Origin of the sequence: Henriciella mobilis (assembly GCF_003576315.1) — a bacterium.
Classification (GTDB): domain Bacteria; phylum Pseudomonadota; class Alphaproteobacteria; order Caulobacterales; family Hyphomonadaceae; genus Henriciella; species Henriciella mobilis.
Genome location: NZ_QWFZ01000033.1, coordinates 52,009 through 69,471 on the forward strand (window position 1 = coordinate 52,009; position 17,463 = coordinate 69,471).

At 63.1% G+C, this 17,463-nt stretch carries 17 protein-coding genes; 9 read left to right on the forward strand and 8 right to left on the reverse strand.

The window, feature by feature from the left end:
- Nucleotides 1-3 precede the first annotated feature (3 nt).
- Nucleotides 4-492 carry a hypothetical protein gene (locus D1227_RS14930; protein WP_119405182.1) on the reverse strand — a complete coding sequence of 163 codons (489 nt, stop codon included), beginning with the start codon at nt 490-492 and terminating at the stop codon, nt 4-6.
- 43 nt (nt 493-535) lie between these two features.
- On the reverse strand, nt 536-1,564 hold the full coding sequence (locus tag D1227_RS14935) for a glycoside hydrolase family protein (RefSeq protein WP_119405183.1): 1,029 nt from the start codon (nt 1,562-1,564) through the stop codon (nt 536-538).
- Nucleotides 1,565-1,873: 309 nt separating this feature from the next.
- On the opposite strand from D1227_RS14935, the gene hisS reads away from it, so the two are divergent.
- The 4 genes from hisS to D1227_RS14955 all read left to right on the forward strand — a co-directional run bounded on the left by hisS (nt 1,874) and on the right by D1227_RS14955 (nt 7,247).
- On the forward strand, nt 1,874-3,364 hold the full coding sequence (gene hisS / locus D1227_RS14940; RefSeq protein WP_119405184.1) for a histidine--tRNA ligase: 1,491 nt from the start codon (nt 1,874-1,876) through the stop codon (nt 3,362-3,364).
- Nucleotides 3,361-4,461, forward strand: a complete 1,101-nt coding sequence (locus D1227_RS14945; protein WP_119405185.1) for an ATP phosphoribosyltransferase regulatory subunit — start codon at nt 3,361-3,363, stop codon at nt 4,459-4,461. The genes hisS and D1227_RS14945 overlap by 4 nt, the downstream gene beginning before the upstream one ends.
- Nucleotides 4,458-5,402 carry an ATP phosphoribosyltransferase gene (gene hisG, locus D1227_RS14950; RefSeq protein WP_119405186.1) on the forward strand — a complete coding sequence of 315 codons (945 nt, stop codon included), beginning with the start codon at nt 4,458-4,460 and terminating at the stop codon, nt 5,400-5,402. The genes D1227_RS14945 and hisG overlap by 4 nt, the downstream gene beginning before the upstream one ends.
- A gap of 654 nt (nt 5,403-6,056) precedes the next feature.
- Nucleotides 6,057-7,247 carry an aspartate aminotransferase family protein gene (locus D1227_RS14955; RefSeq protein WP_119405187.1) on the forward strand — a complete coding sequence of 397 codons (1,191 nt, stop codon included), beginning with the start codon at nt 6,057-6,059 and terminating at the stop codon, nt 7,245-7,247.
- A gap of 279 nt (nt 7,248-7,526) precedes the next feature.
- Here D1227_RS14955 and D1227_RS14960 read toward each other — a convergent pair whose 3' ends face one another.
- Nucleotides 7,527-8,810: an acyl-CoA dehydrogenase family protein gene (locus tag D1227_RS14960; protein WP_119405188.1), complete on the reverse strand. Its 1,284-nt coding sequence runs from the start codon at nt 8,808-8,810 to the stop codon at nt 7,527-7,529.
- 135 nt (nt 8,811-8,945) lie between these two features.
- On the opposite strand from D1227_RS14960, the gene D1227_RS14965 reads away from it, so the two are divergent.
- Nucleotides 8,946-9,407 carry a MarR family winged helix-turn-helix transcriptional regulator gene (locus D1227_RS14965; RefSeq protein WP_158586667.1) on the forward strand — a complete coding sequence of 154 codons (462 nt, stop codon included), beginning with the start codon at nt 8,946-8,948 and terminating at the stop codon, nt 9,405-9,407.
- A 9-nt stretch (nt 9,408-9,416) separates the two neighbouring features.
- Here the strand turns inward: D1227_RS14965 and D1227_RS14970 are convergent, their stop codons facing one another.
- Entirely contained in the window at nt 9,417-10,028 is a 612-nt protein-coding gene (locus tag D1227_RS14970) for a glutathione S-transferase family protein (RefSeq protein WP_119405190.1), read from the reverse strand.
- 177 nt (nt 10,029-10,205) lie between these two features.
- Between D1227_RS14970 and D1227_RS14975 the strand changes: the two genes are divergently transcribed.
- Nucleotides 10,206-10,397: a LapA family protein gene (locus D1227_RS14975; RefSeq protein ID WP_119405191.1), complete on the forward strand. Its 192-nt coding sequence runs from the start codon at nt 10,206-10,208 to the stop codon at nt 10,395-10,397.
- Between the two features lie 91 nt (nt 10,398-10,488).
- Here the strand turns inward: D1227_RS14975 and D1227_RS19970 are convergent, their stop codons facing one another.
- Nucleotides 10,489-10,653 (reverse strand): hypothetical protein, encoded by a 165-nt coding sequence (locus D1227_RS19970; RefSeq protein WP_158586668.1) that lies wholly within the window; start codon nt 10,651-10,653, stop codon nt 10,489-10,491.
- A gap of 3 nt (nt 10,654-10,656) precedes the next feature.
- Between D1227_RS19970 and D1227_RS14980 the strand changes: the two genes are divergently transcribed.
- Nucleotides 10,657-11,757: a S41 family peptidase gene (locus tag D1227_RS14980; protein WP_147373327.1), complete on the forward strand. Its 1,101-nt coding sequence runs from the start codon at nt 10,657-10,659 to the stop codon at nt 11,755-11,757.
- Nucleotides 11,758-11,759: 2 nt separating this feature from the next.
- Here D1227_RS14980 and D1227_RS14985 read toward each other — a convergent pair whose 3' ends face one another.
- Together D1227_RS14985 and D1227_RS14990 are read right to left on the reverse strand one after the other, a co-directional pair.
- The gene (locus tag D1227_RS14985; protein WP_119405193.1) at nt 11,760-13,181 is read right to left on the reverse strand and encodes a mechanosensitive ion channel family protein; all 1,422 of its coding nucleotides are present in this window, start codon (nt 13,179-13,181) and stop codon (nt 11,760-11,762) included.
- Entirely contained in the window at nt 13,172-14,197 is a 1,026-nt protein-coding gene (locus tag D1227_RS14990; protein ID WP_119405194.1) for a zinc transporter ZntB, read from the reverse strand. The genes D1227_RS14985 and D1227_RS14990 overlap by 10 nt, the downstream gene beginning before the upstream one ends.
- A gap of 167 nt (nt 14,198-14,364) precedes the next feature.
- On the opposite strand from D1227_RS14990, the gene argF reads away from it, so the two are divergent.
- A complete protein-coding gene (argF, locus tag D1227_RS14995) occupies nt 14,365-15,291 on the forward strand; it encodes an ornithine carbamoyltransferase (RefSeq protein WP_119405195.1) in 927 nt (308 codons plus the stop codon).
- A 148-nt stretch (nt 15,292-15,439) separates the two neighbouring features.
- The gene (locus D1227_RS15000) at nt 15,440-16,540 is read left to right on the forward strand and encodes a Zn-dependent alcohol dehydrogenase (protein WP_119405196.1); all 1,101 of its coding nucleotides are present in this window, start codon (nt 15,440-15,442) and stop codon (nt 16,538-16,540) included.
- Here D1227_RS15000 and D1227_RS15005 read toward each other — a convergent pair.
- Nucleotides 16,537-17,274 carry an enoyl-CoA hydratase/isomerase family protein gene (locus tag D1227_RS15005; protein ID WP_119405197.1) on the reverse strand — a complete coding sequence of 246 codons (738 nt, stop codon included), beginning with the start codon at nt 17,272-17,274 and terminating at the stop codon, nt 16,537-16,539. The two genes, D1227_RS15000 and D1227_RS15005, sit on opposite strands and share 4 nt — an antisense overlap.
- Nucleotides 17,275-17,463: the final 189 nt, after the last annotated feature.

Consider the following 17,463-nt stretch of genomic DNA (forward strand, 5'->3'; position numbering starts at 1 on the left):
CGATCATTTCAGGGCTGCCTTTGCTGCTGCTGTGTTGACGGGACAGCTGGCAAGGCCGCTGTCGAGGGCGGGTGTTGCGCGCAGGGCCGACTGTGTGGCGGCTGCGGCGATGACTTCGGCATCGGAGAACATGACCGCCAGGCGCAGCAGGCTGTCGCGCGTGTCGCGGGTGTTTTCGGCCTCTTCCAGTGCGTCGAGCTGGACAACGCCTTCTTCGGCCATGCCGCGGAAGATGCAGCCAAGGTCGGACGGGCCGTCATTGCCGTCGATCCAGCGGCCAAGCTGTGTGGCGGCATAGGCGAAACGCTCGATTTCGGTCTGAAAGGCTGGTGAGATGTCGGCCTTGCCGGATGTGTCCAGCGTCTCGATCAGACTCGCTGTCTGCTCGCGCAGGTCGCCCGCTTTCAGGCCCCAGTCACCGGCCAGTTCAGGCGAGGCTGCCGCACTGAAGGGCAGGGCGGCTGCGGCGATGGCAAGCAGGATGCGTTTCATGACGGCACGGTCTCCGGAATTCTCCTGAGACGCGAAGCAAGCGCTATGCCGACTCGCCCATTGCGCGCATCACCGCCCGGCCCGCCGGTTTCGGTTCGCCGACTTCCCAGCGGTCCTCATCGTTCTTGTGGACGCGGTAGAGGCCCATCTTGCCTTCGAAGTCGTCCCAGTAGGGCTCGTCGAGAAGTTCATAGATGAAGGCGGCGTCCACGCGGTACTTTTCGCGCATGCTCCGGTAGTAGGCGATGCGCTCGGTCAGCATGCGCGCATTGTCTTCCTCGGTCTCGAACCCGCCGCCGCCAGCATTGAATTCGGTGATCCAGATCGGCTTGCCATAGCCGGCCAGGGTTTCGAGGAAGCTTTCGCGCACCTGCTCATAGTCATGCCAGATGGTGATGTCCCATTCGAGGCCATCCTCGACGAAGCGCTCGAAGGCGCCGAGATGGCCCCAGCCAGCAGTGCCGATGGCATATTTCGCATCCGGATCGCCTTCGCGGGCGCCGTCCAGCAGGCCGGCCAGGGAGGCGGAGACCTTTTCCCAGCGCGGTCCGTAATAGTCGAGCTTGTACATTCCGCCCGCCGGGCCCCACTCGCAGGGGTATTGCGTGCCATCGTCGCGCATTTCGCAGGGCTTGATGATGGCGTGGTTCTCCAGCTCATTGCCCAGTTCCCAGATGGCGAACTGGCCGCGATAGCGTCGCGTGCGCCAGCGGGCGCGATTGTAGCTGTCGCGATAGAGCTGCTCCGGCGTCTTTTCCTTGAGCGGTCCGTCCGGATGGATGATCGGCAGCAGGGTCACGTCATGCTGGTCGGCAATGGTCTTCAGGCGCGCCATCTTCTCGTCATGCGAGCCGATGCGGTAATGCGTCATGCCAAGCTCGCGCACCAGCCGGATCTGCGTTTCCAGCGGGATGTCGGGATAGGCCTGGAAGGGGTGGCCGTTGACGCCCCAGATGAGGTCGCCCTCGCGCTTCAGCGGCGTCAGGGCACGGCGGCTGTCGCCGGCGCATGCGGCCAGCAGGCTTGCCGCGCCGAGCCCGGCCAGGAAGCTGCGTCTGTCTTGTCCTTGCATCCCAGGGAGTATCAACCGTGCGGCCCGGCTTGGAAAGGCGATTCCCCTCAGACTTGACTTTGGCCCGGCGCCTGCATATCCACCGCCCACAATGAACACGACGCTGCATCACCATCATCACCACGCGTGACGCGCCGCACGAGGCGCGAACCGGTCCGGCTGCGCCTCTCTCCAAGTGTTCATCTTCTACTCATTGAACCGCCAGAGGCAGACGCCGGATGTCCCGGTCTCGCGCCTTGTCCAGCGCGCCCGCTTCACACTGGCACCGGCTTCGTCTAAGCGGGGCCGGGCTGAACAGACAGGACGAGCATGAGCAAGAAGAAACAAGACCCGGATGCTCCCAAGAGCGGCAAGGACCTCGCCCGCAAGCCACGCGGCTTTCCCGACCGGCGCGAGGCGCTCATCCATGCCCAGGGCGAGATGATCGACCGGGTCACAGCCGTCTATCGCCGCTGGGGCTTTGAGGCGCTGGACACCGGCGCATTCGAATATGCCGACGCGCTCGGCAAGTTCCTGCCCGATGATGACCGCCCGAATGCCGGGGTCTTCTCGCTCCAGGACGATGACGAACAGTGGATCTCGCTGCGCTATGACCTGACGGCGCCGCTTGCGCGCTTTGCGGCCGAGAACTGGCAGACGCTGCCCAAGCCCTTCCGCCGCTATGCCGCCGGGCCGGTCTGGCGCAATGAAAAGCCGGGGCCAGGCCGCTTCCGGGAGTTCCTGCAATGTGATGCCGACACGGTCGGTGCGGCTGGCGCGCATGCCGATGCGGAGATGGTCGCCATGGCCGCTGAGGCGATGCGGGCCGCCGGGGCAGGCGATGGCGAGTTCGCCGTCCGTGTGAACACGCGCCGCCTGCTGAATGCCGTGCTGGACGGCGTCGGCGCCAATTCGGATGCCGCGCGCCTGACAATCCTGCGCGCGCTCGACAAGCTCGACCGGCTTGGCGAGGACGGCGTGAAGCTTCTCCTCGGGCCAGGCCGTGAGGATGAGAGCGGCGACTTCACCAAGGGCGCAGGCCTTGATGCAGGCAGCATCGACAAGGTCATGGCTTTCGCGCAGGCCGGGCGGGCGACGCGCGGCGATACGCTGGAAGCGCTGGGCCGGGCGGTCGGCACGGGCGAGGAAGCGTCGGCTGGGCTCGATGAACTCGCCGCCATTGCGCGCGGGCTGGAAGCCTTTGGCTGCCCGGACAGCGATGTCCTGTTCGACCCGTCCGTTGTGCGCGGACTGGAATACTATACCGGCCCTGTCTTCGAGGCCGAGCTCCTGAAAGAGACGGTCGACGAGGATGGCAATGTGGTGCGCATCGGCTCGGTCGGCGGGGGCGGGCGCTATGACGATCTCGTTGCGCGCTTCACCGGAGAAAAAGTGCCCGCGACCGGCTTCTCGGTCGGCATCTCGCGGCTGGCGACGGCCTTTGCGATTTCAGGTGACATTGAAGCCCTCAACGGCCCGGTCGTTGTGCTCAACCTCAACCGGGACGATCCGACCGAAGCGCTGAAACTAGCGACCGAACTTCGCGCCGCTGGTATCCGCGCTGAGGCCTATATGGGCTCGTCGGGCATGCGCCCGCAGATGAAGTATGCCGACCGGCGCGGCGCGCCCGTTGCGGTCATGGTTGGTGAGGACGAGATCGCCAAGGGCGTCGTCACCATCAAGGACCTGAAAGAAGGCGCCAAACAGGCCAAGGCGATCAAGTCCAACGAGGAATACCGCGAAGCCCGCCCCGGCCAGTTCGAAGCGCCCCGCGCCGAAATGGTCGCCCGCATTCGTGAGATTGTGGAGGCGGCGGAATGAGCACGCCTCAGGATATCTTCGCCCGCCTCGGTGGCGAGCTTTGTGACCCGCCCATCGTTATGCCGGCGAACCAGCCGCTGGAGCTCTCCGGCGAGGCGGTGCGCGCGCGCCTCTGCGTCTTCGTCGGCGAGAATGGCGAGGAATGTGCGCTCCGCCCTGACCTCACCCTGCCGCTCGCCATCGCGCAGGCTGAAGCCGGGGTCTCCGGCGAGACGGTGAAGCGCTACGCCGCGCGGGCTTTCCGCCTGCCCGCCGTGGCGAGCGATCCGGTCGAGTTCACCCAGGTCGGCTTTGAGCGCTATGGCGCACCGTCCACGGCAGAGACCGACGCGGAAGCCTTCGCGCTGGTCTGCGAGGCGGCGGCGTCCTCTGGTGTCACCGAGAGCGAGACGCGCATGGGCGATCTTGCGGTCTTCCCGGCCTTTGTCGATGCGCTGGGCCTCGCGCCCGGCCTCGCCGAAGCGCTGAAGCGCGCCTTCCGCCAGGTGGGCGGCGTCTCTGCGCTGCTCAAGGCGAAGCCGAAACAGGCGGCGCATGGACTCGCTGCCCGCCTCAAGGGGGCGAGCGCTGCCGAAGCCAAGGCGATTGTCGCCGATATCTTCGCGCTGTCCGGCATCCAGCCGCAGGGCACTCGCAGCATCGACGAAATCGTCGAGGGCCTGCTCGCCCAGGCGGCCGACGCCGAACATGGCGGCGCGCCGGACCTTGCCCGCCAGACGCTGGAATCGGTCATGGCCGTCGACTGCGCGCCCGAACAGGCGGCAGACGCGCTGCTCGCCATTGCCAGACAAGCCGGTATTGACGGGGTCGAGCCGGTGCTGACCCGCCTCGATGCGCGGGTTGCCAGAATGCGCGAGGCAGCGCCCGCTTTCATGCAGGCCGCCCGCTTCGGCACGCCCTTCGGGCGGCGCTTCAACTATTATGACGGCTTTCTGTTCGAACTCTTCCGGCCGGGTGAATCCTCCGGACGGCGGCCGTTCGGGGCCGGTGGGCGCTATGACACGCTGCTGTCCAAGCTGTCGAACGGGGCGGTCGATGCCAGTGCGATTGGCGGTGTGGTCCGGCCCGACCGGCTGAATGGGGGAGACAGGCCATGACCCGGCTGACGATTGCAATCCCGTCCAAGGGACGGCTCAAGGACAATGCCGAAGCCTGGTTCTCGAAAGCGGGCTTTTCACTGAAGCAGGCCGGCGGCGAACGCGGCTATACCGCTGAGCTGAAAGGCCTGCCCGAAGCAGACGTCCTGCTATTGTCGGCGCGTGAGATCGCGCAGGGGCTGATCGACGGCGCTTTTCATATCGGCGTGACGGGCGAGGACCTTCTGAACGATCTCTCCGCCGACCTGCCTCGCGATGCGTCGGTGATCAAGCAGCTCGGCTTTGGCGGCGCAGACGTGGTCGTTGCGGTCCCGGCCGCATGGCTCGACGTGAACACGATGAGCGACCTTGAAGCGGCCGGCGCGCGGTTCCGCCAGCGTCATGGCCGGCGCATGAAGGTCGCGACCAAGTATCTGCGCCTGACGCGGAATTTCTTCGCGGCAAAGTCGGTCGGCGAGTACCGGCTGGTGGAAAGCGCGGGCGCGACCGAGGCGGCGCCGAGTTCCGGACAGGCGGAAGTGATCGTCGACATCACATCGAGCGGCGCGACGCTGAAGGCCAACTCGCTGAAGGTGCTCGACGATGGGGTGATCCTGAAAAGCCAGGCCGCGCTCACCGGATCGCTCAAGGCCGACTGGTCACAGGAAGCGCTCGGTGCACTGGAGAAACTTCTCTCATCTGTCGAGGCCGTGGAAACGGCGGATGCGACTCGCATGCTGGTCGCGGCGAATCCCATTTCTGATAGCGTTATCAAGGCTGAAGGAATGACACCTGTTTCGGCAACTTCTGTTCTTTCGCCTTCCTATGCCGCGGTAAAAAATGCCCGGGCGATCGCTGAATCCGGGGCCGGTCCAGTCACAATCTTGCGCACAGACTTCATTTTTGACCAGGAAACACCCTCATTTAAGAAGTTTGTTACCAATCTGAAATCGGTCGCTTGACAATGTGACACAAAAAAGGCGATACAGGTTTTGCAAGTTTCTGGGAGGAAACGCTGCAAGAACTCTTACAGGCGCGGCTTGATAGCCGCGCCAATTTTTTATCCGGTCTCCGCCTATTTCGCCGTTTTGACGCTGACGACTTGCGAGCCGGTTTTCCTGTTTCTCCAGCGCATATTGTGCGGCTTTGAGTGCCGACAAGGGCAAATCGACCGATTGCCCTGAATATAATGTCGCAGCCAAGAAAAAAGGGCCCTTTCGGGCCCCAAGCATAGGAGTTTCTCTGGGAGTGGAGCCCGACTGGCGGCTCAGGGTCAGGGCGTCAGGGTATCGCCAGCCGGGCTCTCTTTTCTTATTGTTAGTCAATATAGACTCTTATCGAAAAACGTCAAGGCCTTATCGAAAAACGATTCTTACAAATGCGTTAGCTGTTGCCACTGCAATCGTCAGGCAGGGCAGATAGGCAGTCCGGGAGCCGCTGGCTAGAGGCGGGATGTCATGGCGCCCATGCATAATTGCATTTGCAACCAGTTGTGGCATTTCTTCCAGACCGACAGCATTCCCTGTCCGCGGTATAGGGGCCTCGTGTTGACTTTGGCACCGGCCCCAGCCATGCGGATGGCTTCGCTGGCAAGATAAACATTGGAGTTTCAAGACATGTCAGATCCGCGCGCCCACATCATGCCCGTCTACGCACCGCCGTCAGAAGTGTTTGTGCGAGGCGAGGGCGTGCGCCTCTATACCGAAGAGGGCGCCGAGTATCTCGACTTCATCGCCGGCATCGCCGTCAATGCGCTCGGCCATTCGCACCCGAAACTGGTTGAGGCGCTCACCGAGCAGGGCAAGAAGCTCTGGCACCTGTCGAACATGTTCCGCGTGCCGGCTGGCGAGCAACTGGCCGACAAGATCTGTGCCCGCACCTTCGCCGACCGGGTCTTCTTCACCAACTCCGGCACCGAGGCGGTCGAGTGCGCACTCAAGGCGGCGCGCAAGTATCACTGGTCCAAGGGCGATGAGGAGCGCATCGAATTCGTCACCTTCACGGGCGCCTTCCATGGCCGCTCACTCGGCGCGATCAATGCTGGCGGCAATCCGAAATACCTGGAAGGCTTCGGCCCGCCAATCGAAGGCTTCACCCAGATCGAGTGGGGCGACCACGACGCGCTTGATGCGGCCGTGACCGACAAGACGGCGGCCGTCTTCGTCGAGCCAGTACAGGGCGAGGGCGGCGTGCGCGCCATGCCGGAAGAATGCCTGACCGGTCTGCGCAAGCTCTGTGACGAGCGCGGCGCACTGCTCATCTATGACGAGATCCAGTGCGGCATGGGCCGGACCGGGCAGCTCTTCGCCTTCGAGTGGGCCGAGAATGCCCAGCCGGACATCATGTGCCTCGCCAAGGGTATCGGCGGTGGCTTCCCGCTCGGCGCCTGCCTGATGACTGAGGAGGTTGGCCTGCCGATGCAGCCGGGCTCGCACGGGTCGACCTATGGCGGCAACCCGCTCGCCATGGCCGTCGGCAATGCGGTCTGGGACATTATCTCTGACGAGGCCTTCCTGGCTGAGGTACGCCGCGTTTCCGGCACGGTTGCGCAGGGGCTGAAGAGCCTAGCCGACAGCCACCCCGACAAGGTCGACTCTGTAACCGGCAAGGGCCTGCTGACCGGCCTGAAGCTCAAGGCCGCGCCGAAACCGGTCCAGAATGCCTGCCGCGAGAAGAACCTGCTCGTCGGTGTCGCGGGCGCCAACGTCTTGCGCCTCGCACCGCCACTGATCATCTCCGATGAAGATGTGCGCGAAGCCGTCGGCGTCATCGACCAGGCGCTCTCCGATTGGGAGATGGAGGGGTAGGCCGAGTGCTCGCTCTTCGATTGCTACTCTACGTAGTAAGCTGCTTTGCTATTGGAACGTCGGCTGGCATTGCTGTTTACTGGATCAACGTATGTCAGAGCGTTTGCATATCATCTGAGTCGTTGTTTTTTGGTGTGGTGTTAGGCGGTGCTTTTTCCTTCATAGGGTCGACTTATGTCGGATGGGGCCTGATGACGAAGGCGAGGAAACAGCCGAAAAAAAGCCGGCACCCCTGACAAGGTGCCGGCTTTCTGTCGATGAAGGGTTTGGAGGGAGGTCCTAGCCCTTCGTCGCTTTCTTCATGCCCATGCGGCCAAGCTCGTTGCGGCCGACCACCATGTGGTGAACCTCGTCCGGGCCGTCCGCGAGGCGCAGCGTGCGCTGCTGGGTGTACATGTCGGCGAGCGGCGTCCATTGCGAGACACCTGTTGCACCATGCATCTGGATCGCATCGTCGATGATCTTGCAGACGCGCTCCGGCACCATGGCTTTCACCATCGAGATCCAGACGCGCGCTTCCTTGTTGCCGAGCACGTCCATCGCCTTGGCGGCTTTCAGCACCATCAGCTTCATCGCCTCAAGCTCGATACGGGCCCGCGAGATTTTCTCGAGGTTGCCGCCGAGCCGGGCGAGCGGCTGGCCGAACGCATCGCGCGACATGCCGCGGTCGATCATCAGGTCGAGGGCCTTTTCGCCAGCGCCGATGGAGCGCATGCAGTGGTGGATGCGGCCCGGGCCGAGGCGGAGCTGGGAAATCTCGAAGCCGCGGCCAACGCCGAGCAGGATGTTCTCCTCAGGCACTTTCACATCCGTGAAGCGGATATGCATGTGGCCGTGCGGGGCGTCATCCTTGCCGAAGACCTGCATGCCTTCAAGGACTTCCACGCCGGGCGTGTCGATCGGGACGAGGATCTGCGACTGTTGCTGGTGGGACGGGCCATCCGGGTCCGTCTGCACCATCACGATCATGATCTTGCAGCGCGGGTCACCGGCACCCGAGGCGTAGTATTTCTCACCGTTGATGACCCACTGGCCATCCTTCAGGACAGCCTGGGTGCGGACATTGCGTGCGTCGGAGCAGGCAGTGCCGGGTTCGGTCATCGCGAAGGCGGAGCGGATCTCGCCGTTGAGCAGCGGCTTCAGCCACTTCTCTTTCTGCTCCGGTGTGCCGACGCGTTCCAGCACTTCCATGTTGCCGGTGTCGGGCGCCGAGCAGTTCAGGCATTCCGAGGCGAGCCGGTTCTTGCCGAGCTCGGCAGCGATGTAGGCGTAGTCCAGGTTGGACAGGCCTTCACCAGTCTCCGCGTTTGGCAGGAAGAAGTTCCAGAGGCCTTGTTCCTTGGCCTTGTTCTTGACCTCTTCAAGCATTTCCAGCTGGCCGTCGACATAGGACCAGCGGTCCTTGCGGCCCTCGCCGAGCTCGTGGAACTTGATGCTCATCGGCTCGACTTCCTCGGCAATGAACTTCTTGACGTGCTCATAGAGCGGCACGGCTTCTTCCGACATGCGCAGGTCATTCAGCGGATCGCGCACATCCATCTTTTCAAGGCTTCCGGTATCCATGGTTTTCTTCTCCTCCCAGAGACTCTAGCGTGAAGGATTCGAGGCCGGGGCAGCGAATTTGCGTTTATGCCCAGAACGGCTATTGTTTCACTAGTGAAGTATATCCGCCGAGGCAGGGCGGCGCAAGGGCGGGACATGGCAACAAGAACAAAAAATCCGAGGCTCTATTCCAGGCTCCAGATCGCGGCGCAGCTGCTTCGCAAGGTTACTGACCGCCAACTCGTTGAAGTGGCTGGTATTACAGGCCCGCAGCTGGGTGTGCTGACGCGCGTGGCTGCGGCAAAAGAACTCAACCAGACAAGGCTCGCGCGGGACCTGCGCCTGAACGACAGCGCCATTACTGCCATGGTTCGCCGTCTCATCGGCCTCGGCATGCTGGCCAAGGCGCGCAGCAAGACCGATAGCCGGTCCTGGGTCCTGACCCTGACAAAAGAGGGTGAGGCGGCGATCGACAAAGCCGGCAAGCAAGCCCTGTCGATCAATGCCCGCATCGAAAAGGAGTTTGGCGCCGACGGCCTCGACGCGTTCGTCACCAAGCTCAATCGCCTGATCGAGATCTGCGACGAAGAGCAGGCCGCCGAGACGGACGTGGAGTAGCGCCGCCCCTCAGGCGACGACACTCTCGCGCGCGGCCATCTTGTCATACCATTTCGAGACATTCTTGAGGTCGCGATTCAGCGGCTGACCAACCTGCTCGCCGAAAGCGAGGAAGGCGAAGAGCATGATGTCGGCGAGGGTGAACTTGTCACCGGCGACCCACTCGCGGCCTTCCAGCTGCAGGTCGAGGAAGGCCAGCTTGTCCTGCGCGATCGCCTTCAGCCCGTCGGCGGCCTCCGGAAGGCAGCGCATCCGGTCCTTGAACATGGGCAGGCCCTCAGCATAGCGGAAGCCGGCCGTCAGCGGCTCGATGATGTTGAGATCGACCCAGCGGGTCCAGCGCCGCGTCTGGGCGCGTTCCTCGGGCGTGGCGCCGATGAGGCTCTTGCCCGGCTGGGTTTCATCCAGGTACTCGCAGATTGCGGTGATTTCGGTCAGCAAGCTGCCATCGTCGAGGACAAGGGCGGGCATCTGACCGGCCGGATTGACGGAGAGATACGGCTCTTGGCGATTGGCACCGCCCATGATGTCGATTTCCTCGAGCGGCACTGAAATACCGCGCTCAGCCATGAACATGCGGACCACGTGGGGATTCGGGCCAACGGAATTATAAAGCTTCATGGTGAGACCTCCCTTTGTTTTCGAAAGAGTTAGGCACCGGGCGGGGCATCGCAAGCCGGGACGCAGCGTCAATCAGCGCTGCTCGCGAGGGCCCAGCGTGCCAGTCTGGAATCCGGTCGCCTGCGGCGTTAGGCTAAGGTCGGAGACAATCGGTGGAAGAATGAGGAAAGCAACGTCATGAAACAGGCAAGACACTGGATCGCAATCGGCTTGGTCATTCTTCTGGTGGTCTTCGCCGTCCAGAACATGGCGTCGATCCACGTCAACTTTCTGGGATTCGAATTTGCGACCAGCCGCATCATCCTGATTGCCATCTGTGTGGCGATCGGCTTTGCACTCGGCAAGGCGATCCGGATCAGGCATCACTGACTGGCCATGCACGGACCCCGAGGCGGTCTGCAGTTTCATCATCTGGAAAATCGACAAGCGGGAAGACGGACGCCATTCTCGCAAGGCTTGGTCAAGGGTGCCGACTTTCAGGGAGTTCAGCATAAAACCGATTTTTCAAGTCTTCGCAGCCCTTGCGGTCTTCGCCCAAGGTTCCTTCTGCGCGCCTGTCTTCGCTCAGGATACAAGCAGCGATCAGACTGCGGCCATCCTTCAGGACGTCAATGCTGTCTGCCATCTCGTGGCCACCCGATATGCCTACTACGAGACGCGCCGGGACGCTTGGGAGGAGGCCTGCCTGCAGGCCCGGGCCGAGGCAGAGAGCCCGCTGGTGCTGGGACAGGCTGGCCACCTTGCGCTTCTTGAGCGGCTGATAGACCAGCTGTGGGACAATCATGTGTCTCTGAACACCAATTCGGCGGTTTCCCCGCGCCTCGTGCCGTCCGGCAGTGACCTCTGGATCGAATGGCGAAATGGCGAGGCCGTGATCGGTGCTGTTCGGCCTGACTCTGGAGCAGCCCTGGCGGGATTGCAGGTCGGAGATGTCGTGCTGGCTATCAATGGAGACCCAGTGCCGGGCGCGGCCATGACGCGCATACAGGCTGGCCGCACGCAGGTGCCAGAAGCGCGTCTTGAATGGGCGCTCAACGCCGAGGCCGCCGGTTATCGCGGCGCTCCTCGGCAATTTACGATCCGGCGGCAGGACAGCGTGCAGGCGTTCGCCGTCGAACAGCCGGAACCCGCGCCGGCCGATCGTCTGGTTACCGCCCGGCGCCTGCCAGGCAATATCGGCTATATCCGGTTTGAGGATTCGCTTGACGATGACCTCACTGTGGAGGCCTTCGATGCAGCGCTGGAAGCCTTGCGCGGTGCCGATGGCTGGATCATCGATCTGCGGAATACGCCCGGCGGCGGTAATACCGATGTTGCTGAACCCATTCTCGGCCGGTTCATTTCGGGCGTGAAGCCTTACCAGAAATCCGGTCCTCGCTGGCAGGGTGAGCCGGTCCGCTATGCTGCCTCACGCGGACCTTGGAGGGTGCGGGGCAAGCTGGCCGTGCTTGCTGGCCGCTGGACGGGCAGCATGGGGGAGGGCATGGCGGTCGGCTTTGACGGGCTTCGCCGGGGCCGCGTATTTGGATCGCCCATGGCCGGGCTGGCTGGCGGAGTAAGCGGGTTCGAGCTTCCAGGCAGCGGCATGAGCCTGCGAATACCGACCTATAATCTCATGCACATCTCCGGCATCGACCGCCATCACTGGCGCCCTTCAGAAGCCGTTGTCGCCGACAACGGGAACGGCCACGACATCGCACTTGAAGCGGCCATGAACTGGCTGGACTGAACCTAGCCTTCGCTGTCCGGTTCTGGCTTGCGAAGGGTGAATTCGCCCATGTTGCGGAAATTGAGATCGCGCTGCGGGAAGGGTATTTCGATGCCGTACTTGGTCAGTGCGGTGTGCAGCGCCCAGTAATAGTCGGCCTTCACGCGGGACGGTTTCTTCACGGCCTCTTCGGTCAGCCAGATCACGAGTTCGAAGTCGAGCGCTGAGTCGCCGAAGCCGGTGAGCCAGACCTGCGGCTCACGGCCCGGCGTGTCGTCATATGTCCACGGAACGGCCTCAGCCGCTTCGAGGGCCGCCTTCTTGACCTCCTCCTTGTCCGAGGCATAGGCCACGCCGAATTCGACATGCATCCGCCGGCGCGCATCGCGCAGGGTCCAGTTGATGACCTGCGCCTTGATGAACTCCTCATTTGGGACGAGGATGTCGACATTGTCATTGGTGGTGACCAGCGTGGAACGGATGTTGATCTCCTTCACCAGGCCCGTCACGCCTGACTGAAGCTCAATGAAATCTCCAACTTTTACAGAGCGTTCGAAAAGAATGATCACGCCCGATATGAAGTTCGAGAAGATCGACTGAAGGCCAAAGCCGATACCGACGCCGAGGGCGCCGCCGAAGACGGTCAGCGCGGTCAGGTTCACCCCGAGGGTCGACAGGGCGATCAGGATGGCCACCGTCATGAAGGCGACTTTCAGCACCTGGCCGAGCAGGCCCGCCATGGACGGGTTGAGCGCCTTGTTCGAGCGCAGCTGGGATTGTGCCGCGTCACCGGCGATCCGGCCGAGCCAGAGCGCGACAATCGCGATGATGACGCTGGTGATGACGCGCAGCAGCGTGATCTTGACGCCGGCGACGGTGAAGGCGGCCGCGTTCAGCGCCTCGGTCGCCGGGCCGAGCAGGCGGAGAATATAGAGGGCAGCCACGGTCCAGGCGAGAACCGCGATGGCGCCCTGCCAGAAGCCTTCCTTCATGTTCGACGTGACAAACCGCACGACAATCCAGGCATTCATCAGGCTGGCAGCGATACGCAGGCCGGCATTGGATAGGTCGGTCGCTTCAAAGCTGGCCGTGGCGCTCCAGAGAAAGATGACGATGAAGGCGGGCCAGACGATGCGGGCGAGCGAAATCGCGAGCCTCGCGAGGACGTCGTGATGTTCGCGTCCTTCGGCGAACTTGCGCAGGCGGCCAGCCGGGTAGCGAGAGCACAGCCAGCCGAGCGCGACCGCCGCGACAAAGGCACAAAGCTGCCAGAGCGAGCCCCAGGAGATGAAGTTCTCGCTGAACGCGCTGTAGCTGTCGATGGCGCTCTGGCGGATACTGTCCCAGTCGAAGTGGGATTCCACGACGTCGCCGCCATTCTCGGAGGGTGTTTGCTGCACGCCCCGAAAAAGCGCCAGTGAAAATATCGAGTTTGCTATAGCCATTTCAGTTTCCTGAAGATCCAGAATTGCAGACCCAGCAGGGTCACGAGCATGCCGACCGTTATCCAGAAGGCATAGCTTGAATTGACGCCGGGCATGCCGCCGACATTGATGCCCAACAGGCCGGTGATGAAGCCGAGCGGAAGGAAGATCGCTGCCACGATGGACAGCATGTACATGGTCTGGTTCATCTTCGCGGCGGCGCGGTTATTGAGGTCGTCCTGCAGCACCAGCGCGCTTTCCTTCGACACGTCGAGGTCTTCAAGATAGCGCTTCAGCCGCTCGCCCGTCTCACGGATGTCGGCAAGGTTCTCTTCCGATAGCCAGGCCGGCGGTGTCTTCTGGATGAGGACCAGCGCTTCGTGCTGCGGGGACATGTACCGTTTCAGGGCGAGGCAGTTACGCCGGATGTCGGCGATCCGGGTGAGCATGGCGTCGGTATCGCGCTCGTCCTCATCCAGCGCTTCCATTGCATCGATATGATCGTTCATGTCGACAATGGCCCGGTTCATCTTCGCGACCATTTCCTCGAGCAGGGCCGTGAACAGGTCGCCGATCGTGCTGGCGCCCTTGCCGGCCAGTAGTTCGGCGAGGATGTCGCGCGGGGTTTGCAGCGGGCGGCGGCGCAAGGTGATCAGGCGCGTGCCATCACACCAGATCTGCATTGCGATCATGTCTTCAGGCTCGGCGCCCGGATTGAAATTGATGCCGCGCAGGACGGTGATCAGCGCATCGTCTTCAAGGAAGGCCCGCGGCCGGGTCTCGTTGGACAGCAGCAGGTCGGCTGTCGCCTCATTCAGGTCGAGGCGTTCTTCGAGCCAGTCGTCGAGGCCTCCATATACCCGGTCGAGGTGCAGCCACAGCGGCTTGCCGGCGATCTCGCCATCCCAGTCCCGCGCCACCTCCCAGTCCAAAAGGGCGCAGCCGCCCTCGCCATCGAGCGTGCAGCCGAATAGCAGCGGGCCATCCTGGGGAATATTCCTGGCTTGTGTCGCGGTGACCGCGCTCGCATCGTTCATCACAGTGAAACTATAGGCAAACCGGGGGCTGGCAAGTCACAGCCGCGCAGACGATCGGCGTCCTCGCAATTGGCAGTTGTGTCCGGGCACCTCTTTGCATGACGCCCATTTTCCATTATGGCGCGCGCTTTGGTTCTTGAACGCACGGTGTTTCGGCAGGAGGGCAGATGGCTATCCGGCATTTTATCGATCTATGGCAGCTTGAGAGTTCTGAGCTGCGCGCCATCCTGGATGAGGCTCATGCCATGAAGTCGGCCCGTGCGGGCTGGCCGAAAGGCAAGGTCGACGACGGCGCGCCGCTGGACGGGCACATCCTGGCGATGATCTTCGAGAAATCCTCGACGCGCACGCGCACGAGTTTCGATGTCGGAATCCGCCAGCTGGGCGGCTCTTCCATCGTGATGAATTCAGGTGACATGCAGCTCGGCCGCGGCGAGAGCATCGGCGATACCGCGCGCGTCCTCTCGCGTTATGTCGACCTCGTCATGATCCGGGCGAATGATCATTCCGATGTGGAAGACTTTGCCGAGTCGGCCTCTGTCCCGGTGATCAACGGGCTGACGGACCGCTCCCATCCCTGTCAGATCATGGCGGACCTCTTGACGCTTGAAGAGCATGGCCTCGACCTGAAGGGCGCGCGGCTGGCCTGGGTCGGGGATGGCAACAATGTCTGCTCTTCCTTCATCCACGCGTCTGCCAAGTTCGGCTTCACGCTCGCGGTGGGCACGCCGGACCGCTATGCACCGGAAGAGGATGATGTCGAGCTTGCCCGCGAGCTTCAGGGCCGTGTCGAACTCTACGACACCGCCGAGGACGCCGTCGCCGGCGCCGATGTTGTTATCGCCGACACCTTCGTCTCCATGGGTGACACCGACGCCGATGAGCGCCTGGAAGAGCTGGAACCCTTCGCCGTCACCGAGGAGCTGATGGATCTCGCCCAGCCCGGCGCGAAATTCCTGCACTGCCTGCCGGCCCACCGGGGCGAGGAAGTCGACAGCGAAGTCATCGACGGGCCCAACTCCCTGGTCTTCGACGAAGCCGAAAACCGTCTCCACGCCCAGAAGGCGATCATGCGCTGGTGCCTGGACAAGTAGTTGGTCGGGTGACCAGCCGGGCCTCTCGCTAGGGCAGGCTTTCCAAGGGACGGGTGTCCTGACAGTGTAAACCTGCATGTCAGACTGAGCGGCGCGAATAAAGACGCCGCCGGGACGATGCTGTGAGGAAACACCGGAGGAAGACCCCATGAAAGCTGCCGTGATGCGGGCGCCGAACCAGCCCCTGTCGATCGAGGATGTGACCATTTCAAAGCCCGGCCCGCGCGAGGTGCTGGTGCGCCTGAAAGCGGTCGGCGTCTGCCATTCGGACGTGCACTTCTGGGATGGCGCCTTCCCGGCGGAACTGCCGGTCATCCTCGGCCATGAGAGCGCCGGTGTTGTCGAGCAGGTCGGCTCCATGGTGAGCGCCGTGAAGCCCGGCGACCATGTCGTCTCGATCCTCTCGCCGTTCTGCGGGTCCTGCGAGTTCTGCCTGTCCGGCCACATGTCGGTGTGCCACACGGTGAACCGGGACTTTTTCAACCGGGAAGAGGGCGCCGAGCCGCGGCTCAGCGCTGGCGGAAAGCCGGTGAACCAGTTCCTGAACCTGTCGTCCTTTGCCGAGCAGATCCTCGTCCACGAGAACACGCTCTGCGCCATCGATCCGGAAATGCCGATGGACCGGGCCGCGCTGATCGGCTGCGGTGTGATCACCGGCGTGGGCTCGGTGTTCCATGCCGCGCAGGTCGAGCCCGGCTCGACCGTGGCCGTGGTGGGCTGCGGCGGTGTGGGGCTGTCGACCATCAATGGCGCGGCGATTGCGGGTGCCTCGCGTATCATTGCGGTAGACCTCGCCGACGAGAAACTCGCCATGGCGAAGAAGTTTGGCGCGACCGATTTCGTCAATCCAAAGAATGGCGACCCTGTCCTGCAGGTGAAGGAATTGACGGGCGGCGGCGTGCACTATTCCTTCGAGTGTATCGGCCTCAAACAGACGGCTGAGCAGGCCTATATGATGCTGCGTCCGCGCGGTGTTTCGACGATCATCGGGATGATCCCGCCGGGCGTGAACATCGAGGTGCCGGGCATCGAGCTGCTGGTCACCGAGAAGCGCCTGCAAGGGGCCGTCATGGGCTCGAACCGGTTCCGGATCGACTTCCCCCGCCTGATCGAACTCTACAAGCAGGACCGGCTGCACCTCGACGATCTCGTCTCCGACCGGATCGGCCTGGAGGGCATCACCGGCGCGCTGCAGAACCTCAAGGACAACAAGGGCACCGTCGCCCGGCAGGTCGTCGTCTTCGACTAGCCGGCGCGGCCGCGAATGTTCCGGCGAACGAAGGAAGACTGCGAGCGCTCTTCCAGCTCCATCAGCAGCGCCGGGTCGGCCATCTCCAGAGCGGCGTCGAGGGTGCGTTTGGTCACGCGAAGCGCATCCGGCGCCGCCTGCAGCATGTCGGCGGCGAGCTGGTCGCCATAGGCGATGAGCTCATCAGGCTCGACGACCGCGGAAACGATGCCGTTTTCCAGGGCCTGCTCGGCCGACATGGGCCGCGAGGTGAACAGGAATTCGCGCGCTTTCGAAATGCCCATTGTGCGCTGAAGGCGCCAGCTGACGCCAAGCTCAGACCCTGACAGGCCGATCTTGATGAAGGCCGGGACGAAGCTCGCCTTGGTCGAGGCAATGATGATGTCGCTGGCGAGGGCCAGCGCCAGACCGCCGCCCGCCGCCGCGCCGTTGACGAGTGAGATGATCGGCTGTGGGCAGGCGCGCATGGCCTTGATCGTGTCGCGAAGCCGCCAGTCGCCCTTCGGGCCGTCACGCAGGGCGTCCGGTGTGCCGATGGCTTTCAGGTCTGCCCCGGCATTGAAGGCGCGGCCTTCGCCGGTGACGATTATGACACGAACGTCCTGATTGCGCCGCAGCCCCTCGAAGAAGTCCAACAATTCGACCGACATGGGTTCATTGATGGCGTTCATGCGGTCCGGCCGGTTGAACGTCAGCGTCCAGACGCCATCGGCCTTCTTGATGTCGATTGTCATCGCTCTTGTCTCCCTCAAACCTTTTCCTGAGCATCCTTCCCCAGCGGCGCGTCAAGGCATTTCAACGCCCGGATTTTCGCTCGCCGGCGGGCGCGGCCACTTTTTGGTCAGGCCATGCCATTCCACCTCCAGGCTCCTGAATTTGCTGGCATGATCAGCAAACGTCGCGCTAACGTCCTGCAGGTGTCG

Excerpts from the sequence above, each read along its gene's own strand:
- D1227_RS14930 (WP_119405182.1), bottom strand. The coding sequence starts at position 492 with ATGAAACGCATCCTGCTTGCCATCGCCGCAGCCGCCCTGCCCTTCAGT.
- D1227_RS14935 (WP_119405183.1), bottom strand. The coding sequence starts at position 1,564 with ATGCAAGGACAAGACAGACGCAGCTTCCTGGCCGGGCTCGGCGCGGCA.
- hisS (WP_119405184.1), top strand. The coding sequence starts at position 1,874 with ATGAGCAAGAAGAAACAAGACCCGGATGCTCCCAAGAGCGGCAAGGAC.
- D1227_RS14945 (WP_119405185.1), top strand. The coding sequence starts at position 3,361 with ATGAGCACGCCTCAGGATATCTTCGCCCGCCTCGGTGGCGAGCTTTGT.
- hisG (WP_119405186.1), top strand. The coding sequence starts at position 4,458 with ATGACCCGGCTGACGATTGCAATCCCGTCCAAGGGACGGCTCAAGGAC.
- D1227_RS14955 (WP_119405187.1), top strand. The coding sequence starts at position 6,057 with ATGTCAGATCCGCGCGCCCACATCATGCCCGTCTACGCACCGCCGTCA.
- D1227_RS14960 (WP_119405188.1), bottom strand. The coding sequence starts at position 8,810 with ATGGATACCGGAAGCCTTGAAAAGATGGATGTGCGCGATCCGCTGAAT.
- D1227_RS14965 (WP_158586667.1), top strand. The coding sequence starts at position 8,946 with ATGGCAACAAGAACAAAAAATCCGAGGCTCTATTCCAGGCTCCAGATC.
- D1227_RS14970 (WP_119405190.1), bottom strand. The coding sequence starts at position 10,028 with ATGAAGCTTTATAATTCCGTTGGCCCGAATCCCCACGTGGTCCGCATG.
- D1227_RS14975 (WP_119405191.1), top strand. The coding sequence starts at position 10,206 with ATGAAACAGGCAAGACACTGGATCGCAATCGGCTTGGTCATTCTTCTG.
- D1227_RS19970 (WP_158586668.1), bottom strand. The coding sequence starts at position 10,653 with ATGGCAGACAGCATTGACGTCCTGAAGGATGGCCGCAGTCTGATCGCT.
- D1227_RS14985 (WP_119405193.1), bottom strand. The coding sequence starts at position 13,181 with ATGGCTATAGCAAACTCGATATTTTCACTGGCGCTTTTTCGGGGCGTG.
- D1227_RS14990 (WP_119405194.1), bottom strand. The coding sequence starts at position 14,197 with ATGAACGATGCGAGCGCGGTCACCGCGACACAAGCCAGGAATATTCCC.
- argF (WP_119405195.1), top strand. The coding sequence starts at position 14,365 with ATGGCTATCCGGCATTTTATCGATCTATGGCAGCTTGAGAGTTCTGAG.
- D1227_RS15000 (WP_119405196.1), top strand. The coding sequence starts at position 15,440 with ATGAAAGCTGCCGTGATGCGGGCGCCGAACCAGCCCCTGTCGATCGAG.
- D1227_RS15005 (WP_119405197.1), bottom strand. The coding sequence starts at position 17,274 with ATGACAATCGACATCAAGAAGGCCGATGGCGTCTGGACGCTGACGTTC.